The following is a 22,450-nucleotide window of genomic DNA, read 5'->3' as shown; positions in this document are numbered from 1 at the left end:
AAGTAACTGCGGCTAATCATTAGTCGCAGTTTTTAATTCCACAATTCTTTGTAACATTAGTGGAAAAAAATTTTTCTTTATTGAGTTCTTCGAATCCTGCGTTAGCCATTAAATAAAAGTTACCTGTCCATTATTATTTATGCGTAATCTTTGAAATAATACTCTTCCCTTTTAAGACCCCTACAAGAAATAACGCAGTCATAACCACCGCAATTATAATAAGCATTATCATATTATCCTTAGAAAATTTTGCACCAAAATAAGCAGATATGAATATTCCTGGTATCCTTCCTAAAGTAGAGTATAAAATAAAATCTTTAAAGGTAATTTCTAAAATACCACATATGTACGCTAAAATATCTTTAGGTATTCCAGGAATCAGATATAATACTAGAATCACCTTATTCAACTTATTACCTTCGCTACCCTTTGAATTTAGCTCTTCAAGCTTATGAAGGAGCCATGTATCCTTTTGGGAAATTAACTTTTTAACAAAGGGTTTACCAAATCTATTAGATATAGAATAAGCCATAGCGCTGCCTAAGGTTATCCCCAGTAAAGATATTATAGTTCCCCAAAGAGTACCATAAATATATCCTCCTGCAATTTGTACCAGTTCTCCAGGTATAAAAAATGCTATAACCTGGAGTATTTGAAGAATTATAAAAGCCAAGATGCTATAATTGCCGTAACTCATTATAAATTTCTTAATCCTATGAGGATTTTTAAAGATTTCAGAGTATTTATAATAATACTCATAGGCTATAAACATTAAAAACAATATAAGTATACCAAGAATTATTTGAGCTTTATATTCTTTTAGAAACCTCTTCATAAAGCACTATTCCTCTCTCACCGTAAAATAATAATCTTTATCTAAAGATGATAATCTTTGTAAAAATTTGTACTCTTATAAACATTATAACAAAACAATGTAAAAAAAATAAAGAGAATCATCAGAATTAATGACTTCTCTTTATTCTTTCATTTTAAAAGAAATATATTACAGCCTTTCTAAATTTATTTCATGAAAATCTTCTATTTTTTCATTGGAAAGTACTGTTTTTTTAGTTGAAAGGTTATTAAATTTATTTAATAAGCCTTTAGACTTTAATATAGGTAGCACAGTGGCTGGTCCACCTATACATCCACCTTCGCACATCATTCCTTCTATAAAGTTTCCTTCAAGCTTTCCTACTTTAGCCATGGTCATTGTTCTCTTTATTTCCATACCACCACTTACCTTCACTGGCTTGAAATCCACTGAGGTACCACTTTCTTTAACGTAGTTTTCTATAGCCGCTGTAAGTCCTCCTCCTGCCGCGAATCCTCTTCCATAGGTTGAAGCATCCTCTACCACTGATTCATTACAGTTTTCCGGGTCAATATTAAAGGCATCCATCAAAGCTGCTATCTCTTCAAAGGTCAATACATAATCTACTGCATCCCTTATACTTGTTCTTAAAGCCTCACTCTTTTTAGCAGTACAAGGTCCTACAAATACCACCTTAGCTTCTGGATCATTTTTCTTTATATATCTAGCTGTAGCTACCATAGGGGATACAGTAGTAGATATTCTATCTACCTCACTTGGAAATTTCTTTTCAATAAAGCTTAAAAATCCTGGACAACAGGAGTTTGTCATGTACTTATCTCCATTTTCCATTCTATGAACAAATTCTTTACTTTCATGCACTGTAACCACATCTGCACCGCAAGCAGCTTCTACCATATCCTTAAAACCTAACTGCTTAAATGCTTCTTTAACTTGTCCCATAGTAACTTTATTTCCAAATTGTCCGGCAATAGCTGGCGCTACCACTGCATACATTTTTCTTCCTCTAGATAATCTGCTAGCTACAGATACAATTAAGCTTTTATCTGATATAGCACCAAAAGGGCATGCCGCCATACAGCTTCCACAGTTAATACAATCTGACTCCTTTATCATAGCCCTTCTGTCCTCTGTATTTACATCTAAGGCTCCTGTTGGGCAAGACACCTTACATGGTCTTAGCACCTCTGATATAGCATTATAGGGACATACTTTCTTACACATACCGCATTCTTTGCATAACTCTTGATTTATATAAGCCTTGCCCATGACCTTAGTTACAGCCTTTGCAGGGCAAACTTCCATACATTTATGGGCTATACATCCTCTACAGGCTTCTGTTACAGTATACTTATTAATAGGACATCTATCACAGGCTGCTTCAATAACATATATTATCTGTTCCTCTGGTCTTATATCTACCAGTTCTTCACTTTGTAATCCATCTGGCAAATATCCTGCAGCCAATTTTACTCTTTCATTTACTATAGCTCTTTCTTTATAAACACAGCATCTGTACTGAGGTTTATCTCCTTGTATTATATCATAAGGTACTTTTTCCAGTTCCTCTTTAGTAAGCCTATCTTCCTTAGCTAAAACAGCTACATGCTTTAATACTTCATGCTTTAATTTTTTTAATTGAGTTTCGAAAACAAACATTTTTTTGTCCCCCTCTAAAATTTATAAATATGAAATTCTAAATACAAACTCTCATATTGTATTTTATTTTTTTCTAAAAACAGTAGTACAGTTTCTGAAAGTCCGATAAAAACTAGTTATTATTATTATAACAGAGTAAAGTTAAAAACATAACAAAGTTTTAATTATTAAATTATTTTAAATTTTCTAAATAAATGAGCTTAAAAAAGTATTCATTACTAAATAAAAAGATACTAAAAACCCTGGAGCATCTTCTCCTGATTTTTAGTATCTTAGATGTTATTAATTATTTTGTCTCTGACTCTACATTTATATTATTCTCTCTTGCATAATAAAATAAATATTGCTGAGCAAAGCCGGACAACTCTCCAAATTTATTTCTTCCAAAATCCCTTATCTTTTTTAAGGAAACATCTGGAGCTAAGTAAAAATGCTGCATTGCTCTCTTAACCCATACATCCACCGGAAAAGCAGAATATTTTTGCATGGAAAAAAGCATTATACAATCCGCTACCTTTGGCCCAATACCGGAAAAATCTTGTAATCTGCAGTGACATTCATCATCACTTGATGCCTTAATGCTCTTTAAATCATATTTAATAATTTCTTTCTCCTCTTGGACAGCGTGAGCGTTCTCTTCTATATATTTATTACATTGATATATTTTATCTACTGTATCTTTTATGTACTTTCCTCTAAAACCTACACCACAAGCTTCTAAATCTTCTTGACTAACTTCTTTTAACACTTCAATCTTTGGAAAGCTATAGTAAACCTGACCTTTATATTCCATAGGCTTTCCCCACTTCATGCTTATATTTTTTATAACTCTCTTTATCATAGGTATTCTATTGTTAGCAGATATAATAAAGGATAGAGTTATTTCAAAAGGATCTTGTTTTAATATTCTTATGCCATAGCCAAAATCTACAGATTTGCCTAAGAGCTCATCCTTACTTAGCTCAACCTTTATGTCATTATAGTTTCTGTTTAAATCAAAATACTCAATCCATATATCATAAAAATCTTTTTCACTACAATTATGTAAAATTACATCCTCTCCACTTTTCTCCACTTCAATTACCCTATTAAAAGCTACACCTATATAACTTCCATTCGGTTGCCTATCCCATCTAAAACATTGACCACAATCAAAAACATGAGGTAACTCAAAATTTTTAGCCTCTTTTATAACAACTCTATCCTCAAAAACCTCTATATTTTTAAAATCCATATTATCACCCTTTTCTTATAATAGCATTTATTAACTAATTATTATTTTATTATATTTTTAAATTATAACAATGATTATATACATATACAAGACCCTTAACTCTGATAAAAAACTACAAAAGTCAAAGAATAAATCAAATGGAAAACTACGAAAATGACTTTTTAATTCACGGTTCACAATTCACAATGCACAATTATATTTAATTTTTCTACTCTGCGAAAAATCTATGATTATATTTTTATAAAAGCAAAGCGCGGCTAATCATTAGCCACGCTTTATAAATTCATATTTTTTCGTAATTTTTATTTACTTAAGAACTCATCAATAGCCTTAGCAGCCTTCTTACCAGCACCCATAGCTAAAATAACTGTAGCTGCTCCTGTAACAGCATCTCCTCCAGCATATACCCTTTCTCTAGAGGTTAAACCTGTTTCTTCTTCAGCAATGATACATTTTCTCTTATTTATATCTAGACCCTTTGTAGTTGATGAAATCAATGGATTTGGTGAAGTTCCTAAGGACATGATTACTGTGTCCACATCCATGATAAACTCAGAATTTGGAACTTCTACTGGCTTTCTTCTTCCTGAAGCATCAGGCTCTCCAAGCTCCATTCTTACGCATTTCATTCCGCTAACCCAGCCTTTTTCATCGGTTAATATTTCTGTAGGGTTAGTTAAAAGGTCAAAGATTACTCCTTCTTCCTTAGCATGATGTACTTCTTCTACTCTTGCTGGAAGCTCTGATTCAGATCTTCTATAAACTATGTGAACCTCTGCTCCTAGTCTTAAAGCAGTTCTAGCAGCGTCCATAGCCACATTTCCTCCCCCTACTACAGCTACCTTCTGTCCAACTCTTATAGGAGTGGAGTACTCTTCCTTGAAGGCCTTCATAAGGTTGTTTCTTGTTAAGAATTCGTTAGCAGAAGCTACCCCATTAGCATTTTCACCTGGTATGCCCATAAAGTTTGGAAGTCCTGCTCCAGAGCCTATGAATACTGCCTCAAAGCCTTCTTCCTCCATAAGCTCATCTATAGTTACAGTTCTTCCCACTATAACATTAGTTTCAATTTTTACTCCAAGCTTTTTAACATTCTCTATTTCATGCTTAACTACAGTATCCTTTGGAAGCCTGAACTCCGGAATACCATATACTAAAACTCCACCTGGCTCATGTAGTGCTTCAAATATAGTTACATTATAGCCTTTTTTGGCTAAGTCGCCTGCACAGGTAAGCCCTGCTGGTCCACTTCCTATTACTGCAACCTTTTTATTCTTATTTTCTTCTACTTCACTTAAGTCTACCTTGTTTTCTCTTGACCAGTCCGCTACAAATCTTTCAAGCTTTCCTATAGCTACTGCTTCACCTTTTATGCCAAGGACACATTTTCCTTCACATTGGCTTTCTTGTGGACAGACTCTTCCACAAACTGCTGGCAGTGCACTAGATTTAGCAATAATCTTTGCTGCTTCTTCTATGTTACCACTTTTAACTTGCTCTATAAATTCTGGTATGTTAATAGAAACAGGACAATCCCCAACACATCTTGGGTTTTTGCAATTTAAGCATCTTGATGCTTCCAAAACTGCTTCCTCTAAGGAATATCCTAAACATACTTCTTCAAAATTATTAGCTCTTACTTTTGGATCTTGTTCTTTTATTGGGGTTCTCTTCATTCTATCCATTATTTATCCCTCCTTGTATTCCTTTCGCGCACATAATGATTATTAATCATTATGCCTACCGCAGCCACATCCACCATGATGGTGAGTGTCTCCTTCTTCTGTCTTTAGTACCTTTCTTCCTTCTTCTGATTTATACATAGTTTGTCTTCTCATAGCCTCATCAAAGTTTACTAAGTGTCCATCAAACTCTGGGCCATCAACACAGGCAAACTTAACTTCTCCACCTACAGTTACTCTGCAAGCACCGCACATACCAGTACCATCCACCATTATTGGATTTAAGCTTACTATAGTAGGAATATTTAATTCTTTAGTAAGCATTGCTACGAACTTCATCATTATCATTGGTCCTATAGCTACCACTAAATCATATTTCTTTCCTTGATTTTGTACTAAGTCCTTTAATTGATCTGTAACTAAGCCTTTAAAGCCAGAAGATCCATCATCTGTAGCTATATATAGATTTTCTGCTACAGTTTTCATTTCTTCTTCTAATATAACTATGTCCTTAGTTTTAGCTCCTACTATAACATCTGCTTTGATGCCTTTTTCATGAAGCCATTTAACTTGAGGATATACTGGAGCTGTTCCTACCCCTCCAGCTATGAACATTATCTTCTTAGCTTTTAAGCTCTCTAAATCTTCATGCACCATTTCAGAAGGTTGTCCAAGTGGTCCTACGAAGTCTGCAAAAGCTTCACCTTCTTCATAAGTAGCCATTACTTTAGTGGATTGTCCTAGGGTTTGGAATACAATAGTCACTGTACCCTTTTCTCTGTCATAGTCGCAGATGGTAAGAGGAATTCTTTCTCCTTTTTCATCCATCTTAACTATAACAAATTGACCAGGATAGCAAGACTTAGCCACTCTTGGCGCCTCTATGTCCATGAGATAAATATTTGGTGCTAGTAAGGATTTTTTTACTATTCTGTACATTTTCATTCCTCCATGTATTAATCTGTTCTTTTTTAATATATAGGCAATTTTCTACAAAATTATTTATCATTTTATTTTAAACCGCCTATTTATGCTCTATAAACATAAATATTATAACACATATAAGCATAGTTGTAATATTAAAAAGTTTTGGCCTATTATTAATAGTGATTTAATTTTTATACTTTTTTATTTTTCTTAAAATTTTGATTATTATTTAACATTAAACGAACAAAAAATATTCTAAATTGTCAAATTAATATATGTAAATGTTTAAATTTTATATATTTAATAAAACTCTCTTGACATAAAAATCAAGAGAGTTTCGCTTTTATGGATACTTAATTAGGAGATCTTCACAAATAATCAATTGATCTATGAATATATTGGGCTAGTTATTTTTCAGATGACTAAAAATTAACTTCTTCTCCTGTAAAGGTACAAGTATAGACCTTCTTCATTTCTTCCACAGAAATAGTTCTTGGATTTGAACTTGTACATGCATCTTTCACAGCATTTTCTGATATTCTATCTAAGTTTTTATAGAATTCTTCTTCAGTTATTCCATAAGCTTTCAGAGTTTGAGGGATTCTCATTTTCTTATTTAAATCTTTTATCATATCTGTTAAAGCTTTTATTAATTCTTCTTCACTATTTCCTTCCAAACCTAAATTCTTAGCTATTTGAGCATATCTATCTCCACAGGCCTTTTTATTAAAATCTATTACATAAGGTAAATATATGGCATTAGCACATCCATGTGGTATATGGAACACGGCACCGGTCTTGTGTGCCATACTATGAGTTATTCCTAATAAAGCATTAGTGAAAGCCATCCCTGCTAAGCATTGAGCTATATGCATTTGTTCTCTTGCATTAGCATTCCCTTTATAAGAATCTAATAAATAATCTCTTACCATTTCTATGGCCTGCATAGCTAAAGGATCTGAGAATGGAGAATGTAACGCAGCTACATAAGCTTCTATAGCATGAGTTAAAGCATCCATGCCTGTATGTGCAGTTAGAGTAGCTGGCATAGTTTCTGCAAGCTCTGGATCAACAATAGCCACATCTGGAGTTAGATTATAGTCTGCTAGAGGATATTTTATTTCTGCTTTATAATCAGTTATTACTGAGAAAGCTGTAACTTCAGTAGCAGTACCACTAGTAGATGGTATAGCTATAAACTTAGCCTTATTTCTTAACTCTGGTACTGTGAAAGGATCCTTTACATCGTTAAAAGTAACCTCTGGATGCTCATAGAATATCCACATGGCTTTTGCAGCATCTATAGGTGATCCACCACCAATAGATATTATCCAATCTGGTTCAAATTCTCTCATTAAAGCTGCACCATTCATCACTGTCTCTACTGACGGATCTGGCTCAACACCTTCAATTCTTTTTGTCTCTATACCAGCTGCTTTTAAATAACTCTCTACCTTATCTAAGAATCCAAACTTTTGCATGGAGCTTCCACCGGTTACGATTACCGCTCTCTTACCCTTAATAGTTTTTAAATACTCCATGCTTCCTTTTCCAAAATAAATATCTCTTGGCAATGTAAATCTATTCATTTTTTGACCCTCCTGAGTTTTGAATTTATTTTTACATTTTTAATACATCGCAATATTCATGCCAATTTAGTCATTTATTTAACAATCTTCTTTTAAAAAAGCATTTTACATTGTCTATATCTGATTATTAGCCGATTTTATTTCAAAAATAAAATAAAAAAGGTGATGAAAATATAGTTATTCTCATCACCAAAACATCAATTGTTCGATAATAGTACATATTTTGAAAATACTTTATGTTCTATTTCAGAACATAGTTCCATTTTAGAACATCTATACCAACATATATTATTATTAATTTAACAAAAATAGCACAAAAATCAATATTATTAATATAGGTAAAATACTTTTCTTTTTATAATCCTGCCAATCAACGCTTTTACTCATAGCATATATCTCTATAAAATAGTTAGATATTACAAATATACTTACAGCTATGTAATATTTAATGGAAGGTACTAAGTAAGCATACCTAAAGCCTAAGTACATAAATAATATACCTACAAAAAAGCAAGATATAGGATCTGACTTTATATATTCTTTAAATTCATCACTTTTACTTTCATAAATCCTCTCTCTATCTGCATTTATAACATTTTGTATCTTAATATAATAATCCTTATTATACTGGTATAATATCCCTTGTATAATATAAAATAGTCCTAATATTATCAAAGTAAACTTAACTCCGATAATAAATGAAGAAAGGCAAAGCAATACTGCCATAACTACAGAAGTAATAAATCCTTTTAAACTCATGTTAATCCTCCTCATAATATTTAACCTTCAAAATCTATATTATACTTTTTAATTTTAGAATACAATGTATTTCTTCCTATATTTAATGTAGTAGCTACTTTAGAAATATTACCATCATACTTTTTATAACAAGCTAATATGGCCCTTCTTTCTAGCTCCTCCAAGGATTTCACATAGCACTCCTCATACTCCTTGGTATCCTCACTACATACTATTTCTTTAAATTTCTCATAATTTAGTCTATTATTGTTCATATGCTCTATATCTACTTCTCCACCAAGAATTATAAATTTTTCAATAAAATTCTCTAGCTCTCTTACATTTCCCTTCCAATTATAACCTAATATTTTATAATATTGCTCTTCAGTTATTGGCGGGATAGGTTTGTTAAGCTTTTTAGATTTAACTTGAAGAAAGTGCTTTATTAATAAAGGAATATCCTCTTTACGTTCTCTTAAAGGCGGTATAGTTATAGGAATAACACTGAGCCTATAATAAAGGTCCTGCCTGAAGTTTCCCTTAGCAACCTCCTTTCTTAAATCCTTATTGGTGGCTGCCATAACCCTCACATCAATGGGGACATATTTATTTCCTCCCACTCTTGTTACTACCCCCTCCTGTAGCACTCTTAAAAGATTTACCTGCATATCTATAGGCATCTCTCCTATCTCATCTAAAAAAAGGGTTCCTCCATTAGCTAATTCAAATTTACCAGGATGGCCGCCTTTTTTTGCACCGGTGAAAGCTCCTTCATCATAGCCGAAAAGCTCACTTTCAATTAAATTTTTTGATATAGCACCACAATTTATAGCTACAAATCCAAGATCTCTTCTATTGCTATAGTTATGAATAGCCTGAGCTAACACTTCTTTACCAGTACCGCTTTCACCTTCAATCAATATGGTAGATGGGCTATCCGCTACATTCTTTGCGTATTCTTTTATCCTCTTAACCTCTAAGCCTTCTCCTATGAAATCTTCAAAGCTATATTTCGCTCTCATACCAGTATATTTATTTACTAGGTTGATAACATTTTGCATATCCTTTAATAGTATAACAGTGCCTACTACTCCATTTTCTGAGTGAATAGGATAGGCATCCATGGTATATCTTTCTCTAAGTCCTCGAAGTTTAAAATGTAATTCTTCGTCTCTTATATTCTTCCCTTCTTTAAACTCTGTTAAAAAGTGTGCTAAATTACTATCTATAATGTCTATAGTCTTATTAATTATCTCTTTTCTTTCTAATCTTATGATTTTGCAAGCAGTATCATTTATGCTATTTATTATGCCATCCTTGTCTATAGCTAAGATACCATAAGAAATAGAATTCATTATAGTATTCATATACAAATAGGCCTCTTGAAGCTTCTTTTGAGTACTTTCCATTTTCATTTGATTTTCTATGGATCTAACTGCAGCTACCACCAATCCCAGGCTATGAGGATTAACTAGATGACTTCTGCCTGTTAAATTTAAGGTTCCGATGATATTCCCCTGAATATCATGAATAGGCGCCGCGGAACAAGTCCACCTATGATATGCAGTAATAAAATGTTCTTTTGCTGAAACCTGTATTGGTGAATCTTCTTTTATAGCAGTACCCATAGCATTAGTACCTATACTTCCTTCATCCATATAAGCCCCTATGACCATATTCAATTCCTTAGCAGCGTTAACTATGTCCTTATCTCCTATTAAATTTAAAATACAGCCTTCTCTATCCGTTAAAATTATTATAAAACCAGAACCTATTACAAAATCGTATAGTATCTTTACAAAAGGTGCTGCTACGGTTATTAATCTTTTGTTATTTCTTATAGTATCTGAAACTTCCTTACCTTTTAGTATCTTTTTAGAAACGATCCTCTCTTTTTCAATGCCATACTCTTTAGATCTTTCATGGGATTCTTTTATAATTTCATCGTGGCTTTTTTTATTATACATTCACTTCAGCTCCTATAAAATTTGATGCAATGTATATACTAACTTCTGCTAAAAATTCTTTAATTACTACTCATCTTTAACATAAGTTAATATACAGTTTTACGCAACATTCAACGCACCTGTAAAAGTAACCAGCCATCCATTATTTTTTTACAATACTTAAAAGGGGTTGTATCACTTTGAGACAACCCCTTTTTTAATTTACAATTTTTATTTTGAATAGTCAAAGAATCCTCTTCCAGTTTTTCTTCCAAGATAGCCTGCTCTTACATATTTCTTTAATAATGGGCAAGCTCTGTATTTAGGATCTCCCGTTTCTTTATATAAAACATCCATAATAGCTAGTACTATATCATTTCCTATAAAGTCTGATAGTGTAAGAGGTCCCATTGGATGATTTGCTCCAAGCATCATGGATTTATCGATATCTGCCGCAGAAGCAGTACCTTCTGATAAAACACAGATAGCTTCATTGATCATTGGAATTAATATTCTATTAACTACAAATCCTGGAGCTTCAGCAACTTCTACTGGATCTTTTCCTATAGCTAAAGATAATTCTTTTACTTTATCATAGCATTCTTGAGAAGTCGCTATTCCTCTTATGATTTCAACTAGTTTCATAACTGGAGCTGGATTGAAGAAATGCATACCTATAACCTTATCTGGTCTTTTTGTAGCTGAACCTATTTCTGTAATGGATAAAGAAGATGTATTTGAAGCAAGTATAGCTTCAGGCTTACATATTCTATCCAATTCACCAAATATTTGTCTCTTTATTTCCATATTTTCTACTGCTGCTTCTATTATAAGATCGCAATCTGCTGCAGCATTCATATCTACTGTACCATGCACTCTAGCCATGATTTCGTCCTTAGCTTCTGCTGTCATCTTACCTTTTTCAACTAATTTTGAAAGGCTTTTGTTTATTCCAGCCACGCCTCTTTGAACAAATTCATCTTTAATATCTCTTAATACCACTTCATACCCTTTAACTGCGAAAGCTTGAGCTATACCTGAGCCCATTGTACCTGCACCAAGAACAAATATTTTTTCCATTTTCTAGACCTCCCAACAAAAATATGTATTCAAACCTTTTTATGCTTATATTATACTATACTTCAGCCTATTACGGCTGAAGTATATAAAAAAATATTATTGATTTTCTTTTCTAGCTTTAACTTGAGCTATAAGTTCTGGTATTACTTTATTTAAGTCACCAACTATAGCAAGGTCAGCTGCCTTCATGATTGGAGCCGTAGCGTCTTTATTGATAGCTATGATATAATCTGAATCCTGCATACCAGCTAAATGCTGTATAGCTCCCGATATTCCGCAGGCTATATATATATTAGGTCTTACTGTCTTACCAGTCTGTCCAACTTGGTAATCTCTTTCCAACCAGCCATTTTCTACTGCAGCTCTAGATGCTGCAACGGTTCCGCCCATTACTTCCGCTAGGTCTTGAAGAAGTTTGAAAGTTTCTTTGTTTCCAACTCCTCTACCACCAGATATAAGTATATTAGCTTCGCTTATATCTACAATATCTTTATGTTCTTTAACTACTTTAACTACTTTAGTTCTTACATCATTTTCGCTTAATTCAAAGCTAACTTTTTCTATGTTAGCTACCTTACTCTCATCTTTAGCTAACTTTTCAAACACTCCTGGTCTAACTGTAGCCATTTGTGGTCTGTGATCAGCACAAGCTATAGTAGCCATTAAGTTTCCACCAAAAGCTGGTCTTGTTGCTAATAAATATCTTCCTTCTTCATCTATATCTAAAGAAGTACAATCAGCTGTTAACCCTGTGGATAATCTAGCCGCTACTCTTGGGCCTAAGTCTCTACCAATGAAAGTAGCTCCAATAAAAAATATGTCAGGTTTTTTCTCATTTGCTAAATCGCAAATTACCTTTGTATAAGCATCAGTAGTATAATTCTTTAATAAAGGATCTTCTGCAACTAAAACCTCATCTGCTCCATAAGCTACTAAATTTTTCGCTAATCCTTCTATTTTATCACCTAATAATAGTGCAGTTAACTTAACTCCTAATTTATCTGCAATTTTTCTTCCTTCGCCTAATAATTCTAAGGAAACCTTTTGAAGTTCTCCGTCTCTTTGCTCAGCAAAAACCCAAACGCCTTTGTAATCCGCTATGTTCATTTTAAATACCTCCTTCAATACTAGAAAATACTAGATGTAGTGTCTTTCTTTCATTTTTTGTATAACATATGCTGCTGCTTCTGCTGCTGGCTTATCAACTATTTCTCCCTGACCCTTAGCTTCCTTAGTCATAGATTTTTTAACCTTTGTTGGAGAACCTGCAAGTCCAAGTTCTGACTTTTCTACATCTATATCATTAGCTGACCATATCTTTATTTCTTTATTAGCAGAATCAAATATATATCTAGCATTCATGTATCTTGGCTCATTTAATTCTTTTATAGCTGTTAAAAGCACTGGTGCTTTAACTTCAATAATTTCATATCCATCCTCTAATGCTCTATTTATATATAATGTTTCTCCTTCAACCTTTACGTCTTGAACGTATGTAACTTGAGGTATATCTAAATGTTCAGCTATTTCTGGTCCTACTTGAGCGGTATCTCCGTCTATAGCTTGTCTTCCTGCGAATACTATATCATATTCAAGTTTTCTTAAAGCTCCTGCTAAAGCTTTTGAAGTAGCTAGAGTATCTGCTCCTGCAAAGGCTCTGTCAGTTATTAATATGGCTTCATCAGCTCCCATGCAAAGAGCTTCTCTTAATGCGTTTTGTGCTTGAGGTGGTCCCATACTTATAATAGTTACCTTTGCACCATACTGATCTTTTAATCTTAGAGCCTCTTCTAAAGCATGTTTATCTTCTGGATTGATAATTGATGGAACTCCTTCTCTTATAAGTGTTCCTGTTTTTGGATCAATTCTTACTGCTGTTGTATCAGGTACTTGCTTTAAACAAACCACTATATTCATTTATTTATCCTCCTTACTTTATTACACTTCCAGCTATAACCATCTTCTGAACTTGTGAAGTTCCTTCATAGATTTCAGTTATCTTAGCGTCTCTCATCATTCTTTCTACTGGGTACTCCTTAGTATATCCGTATCCACCAAAGATTTGAACTGCCTTAGTAGTTACTTCCATTGCTACATCTGCTGCAAATAGTTTTGCTCTAGCTGCATCTAAAGAATATGGTAGACCATTGTCCTTTAACCAAGCTGATTTATAAACTAATTGTCTTGCAGCTTCTACTTTAACGTCCATTTCAGCTATCATCCATTGTAATCCTTGGAATGCGCTTAATGGTTTTCCAAATTGTTTTCTATCTTTCATGTAGTTTATAGATTCTTCTAAAGCACCTTCTGCTATACCTAAAGCTTGAGCTGCTATACCTATTCTTCCTCCATCTAGAGTCTTCATAGCTATACCAAAACCCTTTCCTTCTTGTCCTATTAGGTTTTCCTTTGGAACTATGCAGTTTTCCATTATAAGCTCAGTAGTTGAAGAAGCTCTGATACCCATTTTGTTTTCTAATTTTCCAATAGAGAAACCTGGGAAGTTCTTTTCAACTATAAATGCTGATATGCCTTTAACACCCTTGCTTCTATCTGTCATAGCAAATACGATAAATACATCTGCCACTCCACCGTTAGTTATAAATATCTTAGAGCCATTTAATACATAATGATCTCCCTCTAACACAGCTATAGTTTGTTGTCCAGATGCATCTGTACCCGCATTAGGCTCAGTTAGTCCAAAAGCACCAATTTTTTCACCTTTAGCTAATGGTATTAAGTATTTTTGTTTTTGATCCTCTGTTCCAAATTGTTGAATTAAAGATGCACAAAGGGAAACGTGAGCTGAAAGTATAACCCCTGTAGTTCCACAAACCTTTGATAATTCTTCCACTGCTAATATATAGGATAGAGTATCTCCGCCTGCTCCACCATATTGAACTGGGAAAGGCAATCCCATCATTCCATACTTAGCCATTAACTCCACGTTTTCCATAGGAAATCTTTCTGTTTCATCTATTTCTGCTGCTATTGGTTTTACTTTATCATTTGCAAACTCTCTTACCATTTGTCTAACTAATTCTTGTTCCTTTGATAGTGCAAAATTCATTTACTTATACCTCCTTATTTTTTAACTGCATACTTAAGGCTAGAGACCAGATTTCTGATCTCTAGTATAATTTTTTATGTTAATGATAATTATTTATTTTGGAAGCTCTTTTCTCTCTTCTCTACAAAAGCTGTCATGCCTTCCTTTTGGTCTAACGTTGAAAAACATTCTCCAAAAGCTTCTGCTTCATACATTAAAGCTGTATCTATATCACATTGCATTCCTCTGTTTATAGCAACCTTGCATAGCTTAACTGCTATTGGAGCATTAGAAGCTATTTGATTTGCCATAGCTTTGGCTTCTTCCATTAATTTATCTGCTTCTACAACTTTATTAACTAATCCTATATTTAAAGCTTCGTCAGCCTTCATTATTCTTCCTGTGTAAATTAATTCTTTAGCTTTTCCTAAGCCAACTATTCTAGCTAATCTTTGAGTTCCACCAAAGCCTGGAGTGATTCCTAAACCTACTTCAGGTTGTCCAAATTTAGCCTTATCTGTAGCAATTCTTATATCACAAGCCATCGCAAGCTCACAGCCTCCACCAAGAGCAAAGCCTGGTATAGCTGCAATTACAGGTTTTTCTAAATTTTCAAGTCTCCTAAACACTTTATTGCCTAATATAGAAAATCTTCTTCCTTCCATAGTATTTAAGTCCTTCATTTCTGTTATATCAGCTCCTGCTACAAATGCTTTATCTCCTGCACCTGTAATTATAACTGCATAAACCTCGTCATCGTTTTCAAGATTTTCAATTAAAATGTCTAACTCTTTTAAAGTTTCTGAATTTAAAGCATTTAATGCTTTTGGTCTGTTGATTGTTACAATAGCTACTTTATTTTCTTTTTCAAGGATAACATTTTTTAACTCCATGGTAATCCTCCCTTGTTATTTTATTTCACTTCTATATTATTAAGAAGCAAAATTCATGCCAAAATAGTATGTTTGTTAATTATCTAACAAATAAAGATAAAAATAATTGAAGTATTTCACTTCAATTATCATTATATACCTATTAAAGAATTTTTTCAATAATAATCCAATGTTTTTTGAATTAAATTATTCTTCGTGTTCATTAAGTAGATAGGTAAGCGTCAATAAGCTTTCACTTAGATGTACATTTTCTACTATAACCTCTTCTGAAACTGCTAAATCTACTGGAGCGAAATTCCATATACCTTTAACTCCATTGTTTACAAGCATATCCGCAACCTTTTGAGCGTTAACTCTAGGAACGCATATTATTCCGATATCTATGTGATTTTCTCTTAAAAATTTAGGCATATCATCAATGTCTTCAATTTCAATATCTCTTATTTTAATACCTACAAGCTTTGGATTAGCATCAAAGATACCTTCTAACTTAAAGCCTAATTTATCGAAGCTAGTATAGTTTGCAATAGCTTGACCTATGTTCCCCGCACCTATTATGATGCATTTATAATCTTTAGTGATACCAAGTATATTGCTGATTTGACTATATAGTTCTTTTACATTATAGCCATAGCCTTGCTGGCCAAAATCACCAAAACAGTTTAAATCCTGTCTTATCTGTGAAGCAGTAAATCCAATTTTTTCGCTTAACTCCTTTGAAGATATCCTATCTACATCATTCCTTAAAAGCTCTAACAAATACCTATGATATTTAGGTAATCTTTTTATTACAGCCATTGATATATTTTTTTTCTTATCCATACTATTTTACACCTCTTCTAACAATCTATTAAAGAAATTTAAAGTAAGATTAATGTTTATATCAAATATTTTTATTTTAATATAAATATGTGAAACTTAGTGACTAAAATCTTTCTTTACTATTATACTAAGAAAATCATATTAAAAACAAGTATTTAGCCATTTTCTTACTAAAAGTATTTTATTTTTTTTTATTTTTATTAATCTTTTAGCTTAATTGTTGACTATAATTAATTTTTTTATGCTTTTTTATTTAATTTTATCAACTAATAACTTTGTCAATTTTATAACTAAGTTTATTAATATATTACTATAAATTTTAGCTAAAATCAAAAAAAATGCATGATAATTAGAAATAGCCGCCAATTATGGCGGCTATTTACATAACTATAATTCTTTATATTCAATATCAATTATTATTTTTTCCTTTTGAAAAGCTTCTTTATATGCTGGATCCTCTACTATATCATATTTATAGTTCTTTTTACTTTTAGAAAGATTTAAGCCATAATAGAAATCTTTAGCTTTAATCCATAAAAAACCTGCTAATTTATATATACCATATATTACTCCTAGTATCAATAATACATTTATTATCACATAAGCTGAACTGAATAGTAAAAGTACTATACAGGCTACTATTATTAGATTCCATAAGCCTTTAAAAGTATTTTTATTTATGTAATCCATATTCATCCCTCTAATCTTTATATATTATATGAACTTATATTAGCACAAAGTTTATTAAATAGTATTAAGTAACTCTTAATAATGTATTAATGATTTGTTAATTTTAAAGTTGTCTATATTAACTTTTAATGGTTATAATAAAGATAAGAAATTTATGGATGCTATGTCATGCTTTTGGGGGAACTTTATGGATAAACGAAGTGAACGATTAATATCAATAATATTATATATTTCAATAATTTTCACCTTTGTTCTTTCAATCACCTTTTCTTCTAATAACAAGGTGATTCTTGGAATATTATCCTCAATACTTATTGTATCTACTAGTATAAGGCTTTCTATACTATATATTAATAAAAAGTACAGATATTTGGGAAAGTTTTTATTGATGTCAGATCTAGCTGTAATTTATTGGTTAATGCTCATAGATAGGTCAGGTGTCTCAGTTTTGTACATTCTAGTAATACTAATTGATGCTATTTTATTCTATAGTACCAGATTTAGTTTATTCATTATATTTATGGCCTATTTATCTTTTTGTTTTAATAATATACTAACCATTGATTTATTAGAAAACTATAGATACTTATTCTTTTCTATATTCATAGCCTCTGGTCTTTTTGCCTTTATTTCAAGCATTCTATATTTAACTAAATATCAAATTATACAAAGGCAAAAGGTTATATTAGCTATGCATGAAGTAGAAGAAAAAACCATAAAATTAGAAGCTGCCTATTCAAAATTAAAGGAGCATTCTGAAGCTCTAGAAGAGATGACTTTATTGCAAGAAAGAAATAGAATAGCTAGGGAAATTCATGACACTGTAGGTCACACTTTAACCACTGTGCTCATAGAAATGGAGGCAGGTAAGAGACTTTTAATGAAAGATGAAAAACCAAGGGCTATAGAAAAAATAGATTTAGCTCAAGATCAGGTTAGAAAGGGATTAAATGACATAAGAAGATCTGTAAGAATGCTAAAAAACGGTGGTCAAATCCTTGAATTCCTACCTTCCTTAAAGCTTTTAATAAGTGATACTATAAAGCATGCTGAAGTAGAAATAGATTATGAAATCAAGGTAGAGACCCCACTTCCTAAAGAAATAGAAAAAACTATTTATAATGCCTTAATGGAAGGTTTAACTAATGGTATAAAACATGGTAACTCTAAAAAATTCAATTTTACTCTTTTTAATCATGGTGATGAACTCGTCTTTAGCTTAGAAGATTATGGTGTAGGTTGTAAAAATATTATACCCGGCTTTGGATTAACTGTTATGAAAGAACAGATAGAAAATCTGAAGGGAATATTTTTTATTGGTCCTTCTGAAAAAGGAGGATGTATTTTAAGTATAAAACTCCCCATAGAAAGGTTGGATAATTTTGATAAAAATATTAATAGCTGATGATCAAACCCTTATGAGAGATGGATTAAAGACTATTTTAGATTTGGAAGATGATATGGAGGTAATTGCCACCTGTGAAAATGGTCAGATTGCATACGAGAAAGCAAAGGAGCTAAAACCTGATGTAATTCTTATGGATATAAGAATGCCTATAATGAATGGTGTAGAAAGTGTAAAACTAATAAAGAAGGAAATACCTAGTATTACCATAATAATGCTTACTACCTTCGATGATGATGAATATATCATAGAGGCTTTGTCTAATGGAGCTAATGGTTATTTATTAAAAGATATTCCTGGTGATAAGCTTCTTCAAGCTATCAGAGATGGTTTCCACGGAAATCTATTAATTCCTGGAAATATAGCTGCTAAAATCGTTTCAAAGCTTTCAAGCACTTCAAAGGAGAAGAATAATTACTCTTCTGATTATGAGCTATTAGAAGAATTATCTGAAAGAGAAGTTGAGATTGCAAAGCTATTAGTAAAGGGCTATACAAACAAACAAATAGCTGCTTCTTTGTTTATATCAGAGGGCACAGTGAAAAACTATATAAGTAATATATATAGCAAGCTTGGAATTAGCGATAGAACACAAGCTGCTCTATTTTTAAAGGAAAAGCTAAATATTAATTAGAGGTGATCTAATGCTTAAAAGAAATTCTATTTTTGCCTTAATACTTATAACCATCGGATTTTTAATGTTTTTTAAAAATACTGGATTTATAGACATAGATTTATCTTTCTTTTTAATAAGCTTTGCTTTTTTAGGAGTATATATTTTTTTAGGGGGAAGGAAAAGATATAAGAACATAATAGTTCTAACTCCTTCTTTAATAATATTTACTTTAGGACTTTTTTCATCCTTAGATGATAACAAGGTGGTGGAGAACTCTGAAAGTGCCCATTTGTTTTTTATGTTAGCTATTGCTTTTATGTTAATATTCTTTATCCATAACTTTAGATATAAAAATTTAAGCTTTGGAATAAAATACTGGCCTATATTTACAGCTATAATTTTATTCCTATTTAGCTCATTGATATATTTATTAAGCTTATATAATTGGATGTATAGTTCTCTTATATTAAAGAACTTATGGCCAGTATTACTATTGCTCATGGGTGTATTTATAACACTTTCTAGTGCAATTAATGAAAAAAGAAAAAAGTCTTAAGGAGATGAGTTTATGAAAAAAAGCCTAAACATAGCTCACAGGGGCTTCAGCGGTTATTACCCTGAAAATACCATGCTTGCATTTAAAAAAGCAGTAGAGGCTGGATGCCATGGTATTGAGACAGATGTTCAATTAACCAAAGACGGAGTAGCGGTAATCTGTCATGATGAGACCCTTGAAAGAACAACTACAGGATCAGGCTATATTAAAGATTTTACTTATAAGGAACTAATGGAATTTGACGCAGGAATCAAATTTCACGAAAAATTTAAAGGAGAAAAAATACCTACCCTAGAAGAGTTTTTAGATTATGTTAAGGATAAAAATCTTTACATAAATTTAGAACTAAAAAACACACTAGTATTATATGAGAACATTGAAGAAAAGGTAATAAGTAAGCTGCATGAATACAAATTAGGAAAAAGCTCTATTTTGTCTTCCTTTAATCATTATTCTATGGTTAAATGTAAATCCATTGACTCCTCTATAAAAACTGGCTTATTATACGGAGATGGCTTATATAAGCCTGAAAACTATTTAGCTTATGTAGGAGCCGATGCATTGCATCCTCATTATTTTGTGCTGCTGCATGAAGAAATATTAGCTGGGATAAAATCAAAAAATATAGAGATCAATACTTATACGGTAAATGATGAGCGAACTATGAAAAAGCTAATAGAGCTAGGTATTCATGGCATTATTACAAACTTCCCTGATAAGCTAGGCAAATTATTAGAATAATGTCATAAATTCTGCATAGCATTGATAATTATGCCTATATTGGATATAATAAAAATATATCATTTAATTAAAAGGAGGATATAAAATGATTAGCGAAAGATTAATGAAGGCTTTGAATGATCAGGTTAACTACGAATTTTATTCGTCTTATTCTTATTTAGCTATGGCTGCCTATGCTGAAGCTGAGGATTTAAATGGTTTTGCTAACTTTTTTAGAGTTCAAGCACAGGAAGAGTTATTTCACGCAATGAAATTTTATGATTACATAAATCAAATGGATGGAAGAGTAATTCTACAACAAATAGATAAACCTCAAATAGAATTTGATAGCGTTCTTCATTTATTTGAAGCTGGCTATGAGCATGAGAAAACTGTAACTCAAAGAATTTACAACTTAACTGATATAGCTACCGAAGAAAGAGAGCATGCCACTATTAGTCTTCTAAAATGGTTTATTGATGAACAAGTGGAGGAAGAAAGCAGCTTCAAGTCTATCATAACTAAGCTTAAGAGATCGGAGTCCAATCCTGCTGCACTTTACATGTTAGATGATGAATTAGCTACTAGAACCTTTACTCCACCTGTAGATGCTCAAGCATAAAAAAGACGACGCAAAGTTTCTACTGTTGCATTAAAGAAATAATTTTATATTGACACATTTTAATTGGTAGAAATTTAATAATGAAAGAGAAAACCTCCTTGTGGTTAAATGGAAGTGACAAGCAACCATTCACAAGGAGGTTTATTTATGTTATCTAATAAAAATAATAAACTAGTTTTTCATAAATTAATAGCGGAAATCGGTGGAAGTTTTGTTAAGCATACTATAAAAAAATACAATGGTGATTATAGAAGCCAGCATTTTGATACACGCTCTCATATAAACTCAATGATTTATTTAAATATACGTGGTTGCAAAAGTCTTAGAGAAGCTGAAAGTGAGATTTCTTCAAATAAAAAGCTTAAAAATCTTATTAATGTACCAAGTGTCTCCCAGTTTTCCAGGAAAAATTCTGCGAGAGATTATAGAATTTTTGAAGATATATTTTATCATTTGGTAGATAAGGCTAAAAGAAGACGCGGAGCCGTTAGGCTTATGAAGGACATTCCTCCTATCAAAATTATTGATTCATCAGTAATCTTAGTTGCTCTAAAGCTTGCTCCACATTTCCAAATGGACAATAGTAGAGCGGGTATAAAGATAAGCACTTTATTCAATGGTGAATTTCCAGAGAAAATTAACATAGTTAAAGGTAAGGTAAATGATAGAAAATGTATTGATGGCCTCTTTGAGCATAACAGCTGCATCTATGTTTTTGATAGAGGTTATTACGACTATAAATGGTACGATGAGCTTAGTAAGAAAGAAATAAAATTTGTTACAAGAGCTACTAAGCATTCCATAGTCATGGAGGAACGAATGATATCATCAGATCTTTCTAAAGATATATATGATACTGAAGTTATTATGGGTACAAGCTATTCTAAGAATCTTACTACTAAAAGTTATAGAGAAATCATGACTTTTAATGAAGAAGGAGAGGCAGTGACCTTTATAACTAATATTTTTGATTTACCAGCTTCAGACATAATAAAGATCTATAAGCATAGATGGGAAATAGAATTATTCTTCAAATGGATTAAGCAAAACCTTAAAATAAAAAAACTCATTGGCTACAATGAAAATGCTATAAAAATACAAGTATTTTCAGCACTCATTTCTTATATGCTTATATACTTATGCTGTGATACTACTGCTCTTAAGTACTCGATGCTTACCTTAACGCGTATTATAAGATCAAACTTACTCGAAGATTTTGATGAATATACAGTAGTATATTTCCGTACAGGTTAACGCTTAAAAAAATTCTTCTTTGGGGAGGGGGAATCTATATGCGTATATCTTGGTTGATTTTTCAATATAAACCACATATCATAATTAAAAAACAAAGGATGGAAAAATAACTTTCCATCCTTTGCTAATAAGC

General features: G+C 32.0%; 21 protein-coding genes. 6 read left to right on the top strand and 15 right to left on the bottom strand.

The annotated features are described in order from the left end of the window. Positions 1–133 precede the first annotated feature (133 nt). The 15 genes from BN2665_RS10520 to BN2665_RS10450 all read right to left on the bottom strand — a co-directional run bounded on the left by BN2665_RS10520 (position 134) and on the right by BN2665_RS10450 (position 17,144). The gene (locus tag BN2665_RS10520; protein WP_055667057.1) at positions 134–835 is read right to left on the bottom strand and encodes a TVP38/TMEM64 family protein; all 702 of its coding nucleotides are present in this window, start codon (positions 833–835) and stop codon (positions 134–136) included. Positions 836–1,003: 168 nt separating this feature from the next. Then, positions 1,004–2,494 carry a 4Fe-4S dicluster domain-containing protein gene (locus tag BN2665_RS10515; protein ID WP_055667056.1) on the bottom strand — a complete coding sequence of 497 codons (1,491 nt, stop codon included), beginning with the start codon at positions 2,492–2,494 and terminating at the stop codon, positions 1,004–1,006. Between the two features lie 286 nt (positions 2,495–2,780). Beyond that, positions 2,781–3,728 carry a DNA-3-methyladenine glycosylase family protein gene (locus BN2665_RS10510; RefSeq protein WP_055667055.1) on the bottom strand — a complete coding sequence of 316 codons (948 nt, stop codon included), beginning with the start codon at positions 3,726–3,728 and terminating at the stop codon, positions 2,781–2,783. A gap of 302 nt (positions 3,729–4,030) precedes the next feature. Then, positions 4,031–5,413, bottom strand: a complete 1,383-nt coding sequence (gene gltA, locus BN2665_RS10505; RefSeq protein WP_055667054.1) for an NADPH-dependent glutamate synthase — start codon at positions 5,411–5,413, stop codon at positions 4,031–4,033. A 42-nt stretch (positions 5,414–5,455) separates the two neighbouring features. Continuing rightward, positions 5,456–6,349 carry a sulfide/dihydroorotate dehydrogenase-like FAD/NAD-binding protein gene (locus BN2665_RS10500; protein ID WP_055667053.1) on the bottom strand — a complete coding sequence of 298 codons (894 nt, stop codon included), beginning with the start codon at positions 6,347–6,349 and terminating at the stop codon, positions 5,456–5,458. Between the two features lie 410 nt (positions 6,350–6,759). Next, entirely contained in the window at positions 6,760–7,926 is a 1,167-nt protein-coding gene (locus tag BN2665_RS10495) for an iron-containing alcohol dehydrogenase (protein ID WP_055667052.1), read from the bottom strand. 294 nt (positions 7,927–8,220) lie between these two features. Beyond that, complete coding sequence (locus BN2665_RS10490) at positions 8,221–8,685, bottom strand: hypothetical protein (RefSeq protein ID WP_055667051.1); 465 nt, start codon at positions 8,683–8,685, stop codon at positions 8,221–8,223. Positions 8,686–8,705: 20 nt separating this feature from the next. Continuing rightward, positions 8,706–10,631 (bottom strand): sigma-54-dependent Fis family transcriptional regulator, encoded by a 1,926-nt coding sequence (locus BN2665_RS10485; RefSeq protein ID WP_055667050.1) that lies wholly within the window; start codon positions 10,629–10,631, stop codon positions 8,706–8,708. A gap of 210 nt (positions 10,632–10,841) precedes the next feature. Next, positions 10,842–11,690, bottom strand: a complete 849-nt coding sequence (locus BN2665_RS10480; protein ID WP_055667049.1) for a 3-hydroxybutyryl-CoA dehydrogenase — start codon at positions 11,688–11,690, stop codon at positions 10,842–10,844. A 96-nt stretch (positions 11,691–11,786) separates the two neighbouring features. Beyond that, positions 11,787–12,797 carry an electron transfer flavoprotein subunit alpha/FixB family protein gene (locus BN2665_RS10475; protein WP_055667048.1) on the bottom strand — a complete coding sequence of 337 codons (1,011 nt, stop codon included), beginning with the start codon at positions 12,795–12,797 and terminating at the stop codon, positions 11,787–11,789. A 30-nt stretch (positions 12,798–12,827) separates the two neighbouring features. Further along, complete coding sequence (locus tag BN2665_RS10470; protein ID WP_055667047.1) at positions 12,828–13,607, bottom strand: electron transfer flavoprotein subunit beta/FixA family protein; 780 nt, start codon at positions 13,605–13,607, stop codon at positions 12,828–12,830. A gap of 13 nt (positions 13,608–13,620) precedes the next feature. Then, positions 13,621–14,760 carry an acyl-CoA dehydrogenase gene (locus BN2665_RS10465; RefSeq protein WP_055667046.1) on the bottom strand — a complete coding sequence of 380 codons (1,140 nt, stop codon included), beginning with the start codon at positions 14,758–14,760 and terminating at the stop codon, positions 13,621–13,623. A gap of 89 nt (positions 14,761–14,849) precedes the next feature. Beyond that, positions 14,850–15,632 (bottom strand): short-chain-enoyl-CoA hydratase, encoded by a 783-nt coding sequence (locus BN2665_RS10460; RefSeq protein ID WP_055667045.1) that lies wholly within the window; start codon positions 15,630–15,632, stop codon positions 14,850–14,852. 186 nt (positions 15,633–15,818) lie between these two features. Continuing rightward, entirely contained in the window at positions 15,819–16,454 is a 636-nt protein-coding gene (locus BN2665_RS10455) for a redox-sensing transcriptional repressor Rex (RefSeq protein ID WP_055667044.1), read from the bottom strand. Between the two features lie 387 nt (positions 16,455–16,841). Beyond that, the gene (locus tag BN2665_RS10450; RefSeq protein ID WP_055667043.1) at positions 16,842–17,144 is read right to left on the bottom strand and encodes a hypothetical protein; all 303 of its coding nucleotides are present in this window, start codon (positions 17,142–17,144) and stop codon (positions 16,842–16,844) included. Between the two features lie 187 nt (positions 17,145–17,331). On the opposite strand from BN2665_RS10450, the gene BN2665_RS10445 reads away from it, so the two are divergent. The 6 genes from BN2665_RS10445 to BN2665_RS10420 all read left to right on the top strand — a co-directional run bounded on the left by BN2665_RS10445 (position 17,332) and on the right by BN2665_RS10420 (position 22,317). Continuing rightward, positions 17,332–18,549 carry a sensor histidine kinase gene (locus BN2665_RS10445; RefSeq protein WP_055667042.1) on the top strand — a complete coding sequence of 406 codons (1,218 nt, stop codon included), beginning with the start codon at positions 17,332–17,334 and terminating at the stop codon, positions 18,547–18,549. After that, complete coding sequence (locus BN2665_RS10440; protein ID WP_341452624.1) at positions 18,527–19,183, top strand: response regulator transcription factor; 657 nt, start codon at positions 18,527–18,529, stop codon at positions 19,181–19,183. Before BN2665_RS10445 ends, BN2665_RS10440 begins: the two co-directional genes overlap by 23 nt. Positions 19,184–19,193: 10 nt before the next feature. Then, positions 19,194–19,721 carry a hypothetical protein gene (locus BN2665_RS27320; RefSeq protein ID WP_055667041.1) on the top strand — a complete coding sequence of 176 codons (528 nt, stop codon included), beginning with the start codon at positions 19,194–19,196 and terminating at the stop codon, positions 19,719–19,721. Positions 19,722–19,733: 12 nt separating this feature from the next. After that, complete coding sequence (locus tag BN2665_RS10430) at positions 19,734–20,462, top strand: glycerophosphodiester phosphodiesterase (RefSeq protein ID WP_055667040.1); 729 nt, start codon at positions 19,734–19,736, stop codon at positions 20,460–20,462. An 85-nt stretch (positions 20,463–20,547) separates the two neighbouring features. Continuing rightward, positions 20,548–21,063, top strand: a complete 516-nt coding sequence (locus BN2665_RS10425; protein WP_055667039.1) for a ferritin — start codon at positions 20,548–20,550, stop codon at positions 21,061–21,063. A gap of 147 nt (positions 21,064–21,210) precedes the next feature. Further along, positions 21,211–22,317 carry an IS4 family transposase gene (locus BN2665_RS10420; protein ID WP_055667038.1) on the top strand — a complete coding sequence of 369 codons (1,107 nt, stop codon included), beginning with the start codon at positions 21,211–21,213 and terminating at the stop codon, positions 22,315–22,317. The last annotated feature ends 133 nt before the right edge of the window (positions 22,318–22,450 follow it).

This window comes from Desnuesiella massiliensis (assembly GCF_001403615.1).
GTDB lineage: Bacteria > Bacillota > Clostridia > Clostridiales > Clostridiaceae > Desnuesiella > Desnuesiella massiliensis.
This window is presented reverse-complemented; position numbering and strand designations above follow the sequence as displayed.